The sequence below is a fragment of the Thermostichus vulcanus str. 'Rupite' genome, from assembly GCF_022848905.1.
GTDB lineage: Bacteria > Cyanobacteriota > Cyanobacteriia > Thermostichales > Thermostichaceae > Thermostichus > Thermostichus vulcanus_A.
Map to the genome: position 1 here is coordinate 1 of NZ_JAFIRA010000076.1, position 6,895 is coordinate 6,895.

Genomic DNA, 6,895 nt, shown 5'->3' on the forward strand with positions numbered 1-6,895 from the left:
GTCTGGCCTTGGATGTGTTGGAACCCTGGCTTTCTCTCCAAGATCAAGTGGCGATTGTCGCCAGCATTGAAGCCACGATTCCCTTTCGCCCTGTGAATGGGGAAGGCTACTCCTGCCTAGAACAATTAGAACACCGCATTGGGCAGCTCAATCAAGAGCTACAGTTGGGGCTGACTTCACAACACATTGAGCAAATACTACGGGATGCGGTGGAGCTAACCAACCGCGATGTCGGAAATTTTGCCTCTACCGATGCGGGGGTTTTTCTGGATCATACCTGGGATCTCTTGCCAGAGATGGATCCACGCCTACTGGAGCTTAACCTCTACTCAGTGGTGGAGTATCGCCGGGTGTTGCAGCGGATGGAGCAGTTTTTCCTGAATTTGGATCCGCAACGGGTGTTCCAGCGGCACCGCGGTTACCCCAGCCCAGAAACCTGGCAAGCGATGACTGAACAAGCTACCCAGAATATCCGCATTGGGCAAGAATACATCGGGGTGAAACTGTTGGCAATTGGCCTATTGGAAGCGGTGGCCTTAAGCAGTGGTGGGGATGGCCCCATCTCGTTATTTTTGGGCTATCGACCTCCCGGACAAGACTGGGATGAGCCCCTGAGCTCTCAGAATCCCTGGCCCATCCATCTCGAAGTTGGGCGGATCAGCACCAACCACAACCCTGTGGTGTGGGAACTGCTCTACAAAGGGCGATCCAGCACCGCCCGTCACGACCTCACCCGTTCTCCCTTGGCAGCATTCATCTACTCCTGCCTAGGCCAAGCAGTAACCCAAACTTGGCACAAGGTTGTGCATCAAATGTTTGCCCATCAGTTGGAGCCAGAGAGTGTCCTGCGGCAGTTTCAGGCCAGTCATGCTCCTGTTCTGGAGACGATTCTCCACACCTGTGCTCAATTTGCCCCCACTCGCCGCGCCAGCTTGATTGCCTATCTGGATCCCTAAAGGCTTCTTAGGTGGCCCGCAGCTGCACCGGCATAACCAGGTAGCACAAGCGCATCGCCCCAATTGGCTTCCAGATAGCGGGTTGTGTCGCACCGTTTAACTCCAGGCTCACCTGCTGGGTGTGGAATACTTTCAGGGCATCGAGTAAGTAACGCACGTTAAAAGCTAGCTCTAGATCCGGCCCAGACATCTGTACCGGCAGAGATTCTTGGCCGCTTCCCACATCGGGAGCTTCGGTGCTGATTTGCAGGGTTTGGGTTGCGGCGGAAAGTTGAAACTTGATGATGTCGTTTTTTTGGGCGGCAAACACTCCAACTCGCTCCAGCGATTCCATCAAGGGACGACGCTCCAGGGTCACTTGTCGCTCAAACTGGCTGGGAATCAGGCGCTTGTAGTCGGGATATTGGCCATCCAAAAGGCGGCTGGTGATCAAATGGCGATCGAGTCCGAATTGCACCTGTGCCCGGTCGAACCGCAACTGCACCGTAAAGGACTCCGTCCCGCTGGCGCGAGCGGCAGCTTGGTTACTGAGAATCCGCTCCAACTCCCGCAGGGTACGGGCGGGAATCGTGAAATCCAGCCCAACCCCTCCCGGATTTTGCCCTGACCATTCACTTGGGATCCCGTCACTGTTCTCAAAATGGAGTTCTCTCAGCTCGGTCTGCACGGTAGCCAAACGATGCCCGTCGGTAGCAGCAAACTCCAACAACGGCGGATCCCCGGCCAGCAACTTGACATGCACTCCCGTCAGCACCTGCTTGGTTTCATCTGCGGAAGCGGCAAAGAGGGTTTGACCGATCCCTTGCAACAGGTTCTCAATGTTCAGCTCCAGTGCTTGTGTGGGTTCACTCCCATCACCGGCACCAACCTCGGGCAAGGTGGGGTAGTCCTCCGCCGATAGTCCTTGCATTTGGTACTGACCAGCTGCCGAAGTCAGGGTCACGGGAGCATCCTCCCTCAGCTGGCTCAGGGTGATCTTGCCACTGGGTAGGCGACTGACAATGTCGCTGAAGAGCTTGGCGGGCAACGTGGTCCGAGCCGAATGCTCCACCTGCGCATCAAACTCACTGCGAATGCCCAAGTTCAGGTCAAAAGCCGTCAGAGCGACTCGCTGGGTGTCCGCGTCCGCCTCCAGCAGCACATTGGCCAAAACGGGCAGGGCAGGGCGACTGGCCACGGCTCGACTCACCGACGCGAGGTGATGGCTGAGATCCGCTTGCTCACAGGTCAGGCTCAGGAAGATGGAATGGGCGGGATCCTCCTCTGAGCCTTTGCCAAAGCGGCTCGGAGACAAAAACGCCGTCTCCTTGACGCGTTGACGCTCCGTGTTGTCCGTAGGACGTTGGGCTTGCACCATGAGGGGCACTTGAGGGCTGAACACGCACATCCTACACCGACTGCCCCAGTTGGATCCCTGCCCCTTGCAGCAACTTTGCCAAAACACAGATCTCGCGCGCGAGAAGTTTAAGATCTCGATCCCTGCTCTATCTAATTTTTTGATCTAGTAGTAGTAGGGGCTGTGGAAACTGTGGAAAGTGATCCCCAAAACCTTGCACTACAACCGTTTGACCTTATTCCCCACCTGTGGAAAAACTGTGGATAACTTGGCCAGTTTTCCACAGGGTATTTATACCTGTTAATAACTTGGGGGGTTTTTCCACAGGTTTTCCACAGGTTTTTGGAGTTTTCCACAAGTTTTCCACAGGTTGATCAGGGTGGAAATGTTGCTATTTCCTGACAAAGTTACAAAACTTAACACACAGTCAGTGTGGGATCCCCTAATGTAGTGAATCCTCCCTCCAGATATGGTTAGGGATCCCATCGTGGCTTGGGCGAGCTACGGTTGCTTTCCACAGGTTTTCCACAGGCTGTGAAAGAAAAGTTTCACTGCCAGCTTTGTTGTGGCTGGTTCTATTTCTGGCCTAGAGGGATCCCTTGGCAGACGAGATTGCGGTGCGGATCGTTGAGTACGAGGAGAGCCTTCATCGTGGAGCCCTCCTAGACACCATTGCCCAGCTCCAGGATCACGAACGGGTATTCAACCCCGTCTGTTGCCGGGACAAGCGATGGTGAAGGAGTAGCTGTCTCTTCTGCAGGAGCGCTGCGAACTCGATGAGGAACTTGGGTGTGTGCCTTACCCTATCCGGTTGCCAAAACCTTTCCTATTCCTGGTTTGGGATTTGTGCTTGTCCCAATTGATAAGCTAGGGATCCCAACCCTTAACACCCTTCTGCGTGAGTCATTCTGCGGATCCCAACGCCATTCGGATTACCTTCCTGGGCACCAGCTCCGGTTTGCCCACCCGCCAGCGCAATGTTTCCGGGATTGCGGTGCAATTTCCGCAACGGTCGGAATGGTGGCTACTGGATTGTGGAGAAGGCACCCAACACCAGTTGTTACGCCTGGATGAGTTGCGCCCTAGCCAATTGCGCCGCATTTTTATCACCCACATGCACGGCGACCACATTTACGGCTTACCAGGGTTGTTGGCCTCTTTGGGCTTGGGCAGTACCCCTGAACGGATTGACATTTACGGCCCGCCCGGGCTGGAAGACTACCTAAAGGCGGTGCTGCGCTACAGTGAAACGCGGATCCCCTACCCCTTCCAGATTCACACCGTAGAGACTGGGTTGATTTTGCAGGAACCGGAATACTCCGTGTTCTGTGCGCCCTTGGATCATCGCGTGCCTGCCTTTGGCTATCGTGTCGTGGAGCAGGATCGACCGGGCAGTTTTGATGTGGAAAAAGCCCGTGCCGACGGGATCCCCTTTGGGCCGCTGTACGGACAACTGAAGGCAGGCCAATCCATCACTTGGCAGGGCCGCTCCTTTCACGGACGGGATTACGTCGGGGATCCGATCCCAGGTCGCAAGTTCTCCTACTGTACCGACACCACCTTTTGTCGCAATGCTATCGATCTGTCTCGCGCCGCCGATCTGGTGATTCACGAGGCTACCTATGCCGAAGCGGATCGGGAACTGGCCCGTCGCGCCAAACACTCCACCGCCGCCATGGCCGCCCGGGTGGCAGCCGAGGCGAAAGCCCAAGCCTTGATGCTGACCCACTTCAGCCCTCGCTATACTCCAGAGGCTGCGATTACGTTGGCCGATCTGTTGGCGGAGGCCCAGGCGATTTTCCCCCCGACGATGCTGGCCCGCGACCGCCTCACCTACGAAATCCCGCGTCGGATCCCTGCCCCCCTACCCCTACTGACCGGGGTGTAGGCCCACCTCGCTAGAATGAGAAGACCCACTGTCTACAACAGCGATGACGGATCCCAGACCTTATCCCGAACGACCCAAATTTCCAGAACGGCCCAAAACCGATCAACTGGATCAACGCTCCGGCGAGTGGCAAACCTTCAGTGCCTTACCTCCGCCTGCCCCCCTGCGTCCGGTTGAGAGGGAACAGCCTGCCCCCAAAACCGCTCCGGCGCCGCAGACGGCTCCGATAGAGACGATTCCGAAATTGGCCACCTGGCGCAAACGGATTGGCGCTTTTGCCCTCGATTTTGGCGTGGGCCTAGGGGCTTCCTATGTGGCTCAAGGGCTAGCATCCCTATTTGGGGCCAATGCAGGCGCGGTGGATATGACCGGCTACGTGGCCTTTTTCGCTGTCTGGCTGGTGAATCGCGGTTATTTTCAATCCCGGCCTGAAGGACAAAGCTTGGGCAAGTGGTTGTTGAATATTAAAACCCTGGATCCGGAAACCGAGACCTCTCCGCACCTGATCCGCTCGGTAGCCCGCGAGAGTGTCTTATCGTTGTTTTTGCTCACGGAAGCGCTGTTGGTGCCTTTGGCTGCCGATGGCCTGTTTGCCGTCTTTGACAAAGAAAAGCGCCAAACCATACACGACCGTGCCGGACGCACCCTGGTGGTGGAGTCGGAGCGGGGCTATCACCTCGACGAAAAGGCGATGCGATTCCTGGAAGGGATCCTGGAGGGGGATGCTGCCGAGGACGTGAAATCCGCTGCCCGTGACTTGTTGAGCCAAGCCCAACGGAACGATACGGTGCGCGATCTCTCCAAACAGATGCAGCGCCTGAGCAAAGACATGGATCAAAATACCCGCAGTCTGCGGCAACAAACCGGCAAACAGATGAGAAATTGGGTTGATTCTGTCAAAGAAAAGTTAGATAATTGGTGATTGCGCTTGCGATATGAATACTTGGTTGTAACCCAAAGTTTGGGTGGCTTCTGAGTCTTGCCAGCCTCTCACCTCAGTCTGGGATCCATCATGGCCAAAGCAAAAGGTGTCCGCATCATCATCAACCTGGAGTGTACGGAGTGCCGTACCAACGTTGACAAACGTTCTCCGGGGGTGAACCGCTACACTACCACCAAAAATCGCCGTAACACCACGGCCCGCTTGGAGCTGAAGAAATTCTGCCCCCACTGCAACCGTCACACTGTCCACAAAGAGATCAAGTAGTCCCTTTTATCCCCTCTGCCCTATGGTTTACGCCCGCCGCCGCATGTCTCCCATCAAGCCCGGAGACCCAATCAAATTTACGGACATCGAACTGCTCAAAAAATTTGTTACCGAGCGCGGTAAAATTTTGCCCCGCCGCATCACGGGTCTGACCGCCAAGCAGCAACGGGATCTGACGGTGGCGATCAAACGGGCACGGATCATGGGTCTGCTCTACTTCGTCAACAAAGAAGGCTAACCCTAGGGATCCCCGATGAGCCTGACTCTTTCGCCAGAACTGCAAGCCCGCTTAGCCCAGCCTCTGGATATCGGTGGGGTGAAGGTGTTGAGTCGGGTGTTTCAGGCCCCGCTGTCGGGCGTGACTGACAAAGTATTTCGGGGGTTAGTGCGTCGTTTGGCCCCCCAAAGCCTGGTTTACACCGAAATGGTGAACGCGACGGGGTTGCACTACGCCCACGATTTGCCCCGCATCATGGAGGTGGGCGAAGGAGAAGATCCAATTGGCATTCAGTTGTTCGACTGTCGACCCCACTTTTTAGCGGAAGCGGCCCGTATGGCGGTGGACGAAGGGGCAACGATTGTGGATATCAACATGGGCTGCCCCGTGAATAAAATCACCAAGAATGGCGGTGGCTCCTCCTTGCTCAAGGATCCCGATACCGCAGCACGCATTGTAGAAGCGGTGGCGGCGGCGGTGAATGTGCCCGTAACCGTGAAAACCCGCTTGGGCTGGTCGGATCAAGAGATTACGATTTTGGATTTTGCCCATCGTCTGCAGGAGGCTGGGGCCCAATTGCTGACCCTGCATGGCCGCACCCGCGCCCAAGGCTTTAACGGCACCGCCCGTTGGGACTGGATCCGCCGGGTTAAGCAGCACCTGCGCATCCCAGTGATTGCCAATGGAGATATTTTCTCGGTGGCAGCAGCGGTGAAGTGCCTTGAGGAAACAGGGGCGGATGGGGTGATGTGCTCACGGGGCACTATGGGTTACCCCTTTTTGGTGGGGGAAGTGGATCACTTCCTGAAAACCGGGCAAGAAAAGCCAGCCCCGACTCCCCTGGATCGCATTCAAATGGCTTTAGAACACCTGCGTGGCCTCTGGGAATACAAGGGGGAACGCGGGATCCGTCAGGCCCGCAAACACATGACTTGGTACATTAAAGACTTTGCCGGAGCCTCGCAATTTCGCGCCCTATTGTGTCGCATTGAAACCCTACAAGAAGGGGAAGCTCTGCTGCTGCAGGCCATGGAGCGCTGCCAAGAGGGATCCCGCCCAGAAGATCGGTCGGATCATACTGCGGATCCAATCTCTGCCAACGCTGCCTGAAGGATCCCTTCGGATGGTGACATCCTCCCGACGCTGACCCTGTGGGTACAGCGCGGGACTTACGAAAAGCAGCGTAAAGCCCCCGGTTTCTAACCGGGGGATATAAGCGCACAGGCTGAATTTATTCAGCAACAGAAATAGTACATACAATAGTCCCCATGAAACGGGTCACCACCACACT

General features: G+C 56.1%; 7 protein-coding genes and 1 pseudogene. 7 read left to right on the plus strand and 1 reads right to left on the minus strand.

Annotated elements, in window-relative coordinates; translation table 11 throughout:
• Window positions 1-956: pseudogene (locus JX360_RS16690) on the plus strand (hypothetical protein); the annotation flags it as partial.
• 7 nt (window positions 957-963) lie between these two features.
• On the opposite strand, the gene dnaN reads toward JX360_RS16690, so the two are convergent.
• Window positions 964-2,193 carry a DNA polymerase III subunit beta gene (dnaN, locus tag JX360_RS16695; protein WP_244353228.1) on the minus strand — a complete coding sequence of 410 codons (1,230 nt, stop codon included), beginning with the start codon at window positions 2,191-2,193 and terminating at the stop codon, window positions 964-966.
• A 698-nt stretch (window positions 2,194-2,891) separates the two neighbouring features.
• Here dnaN and JX360_RS16700 point away from each other — a divergent pair.
• From JX360_RS16700 to dusB, 6 genes are all read left to right on the plus strand, one after another.
• Complete coding sequence (locus JX360_RS16700) at window positions 2,892-3,029, plus strand: hypothetical protein (RefSeq protein ID WP_244353219.1); 138 nt, start codon at window positions 2,892-2,894, stop codon at window positions 3,027-3,029.
• Window positions 3,030-3,217: 188 nt separating this feature from the next.
• Window positions 3,218-4,180, plus strand: a complete 963-nt coding sequence (gene rnz, locus JX360_RS16705) for a ribonuclease Z (protein ID WP_244353230.1) — start codon at window positions 3,218-3,220, stop codon at window positions 4,178-4,180.
• Between the two features lie 43 nt (window positions 4,181-4,223).
• The gene (locus JX360_RS16710; RefSeq protein WP_244353220.1) at window positions 4,224-5,102 is read left to right on the plus strand and encodes an RDD family protein; all 879 of its coding nucleotides are present in this window, start codon (window positions 4,224-4,226) and stop codon (window positions 5,100-5,102) included.
• A 90-nt stretch (window positions 5,103-5,192) separates the two neighbouring features.
• Window positions 5,193-5,387 carry a 50S ribosomal protein L33 gene (rpmG, locus tag JX360_RS16715; protein WP_244353222.1) on the plus strand — a complete coding sequence of 65 codons (195 nt, stop codon included), beginning with the start codon at window positions 5,193-5,195 and terminating at the stop codon, window positions 5,385-5,387.
• Window positions 5,388-5,409: 22 nt separating this feature from the next.
• Window positions 5,410-5,625 carry a 30S ribosomal protein S18 gene (gene rpsR, locus JX360_RS16720; protein ID WP_244353224.1) on the plus strand — a complete coding sequence of 72 codons (216 nt, stop codon included), beginning with the start codon at window positions 5,410-5,412 and terminating at the stop codon, window positions 5,623-5,625.
• A gap of 15 nt (window positions 5,626-5,640) precedes the next feature.
• Window positions 5,641-6,714, plus strand: coding sequence for a tRNA dihydrouridine synthase DusB (gene dusB / locus JX360_RS16725; protein WP_244353226.1), 1,074 nt, complete (start codon window positions 5,641-5,643; stop codon window positions 6,712-6,714).
• Window positions 6,715-6,895 lie beyond the last annotated feature (181 nt).

What these genes read in the sequence shown, in the direction of transcription:
- JX360_RS16710 (WP_244353220.1), top strand. Translation starts at nt 4,224, where the DNA reads ATGACGGATCCCAGACCTTATCCCGAACGACCCAAATTTCCAGAACGG.
- rpmG (WP_244353222.1), top strand. Translation starts at nt 5,193, where the DNA reads ATGGCCAAAGCAAAAGGTGTCCGCATCATCATCAACCTGGAGTGTACG.
- rpsR (WP_244353224.1), top strand. Translation starts at nt 5,410, where the DNA reads ATGGTTTACGCCCGCCGCCGCATGTCTCCCATCAAGCCCGGAGACCCA.
- dusB (WP_244353226.1), top strand. Translation starts at nt 5,641, where the DNA reads ATGAGCCTGACTCTTTCGCCAGAACTGCAAGCCCGCTTAGCCCAGCCT.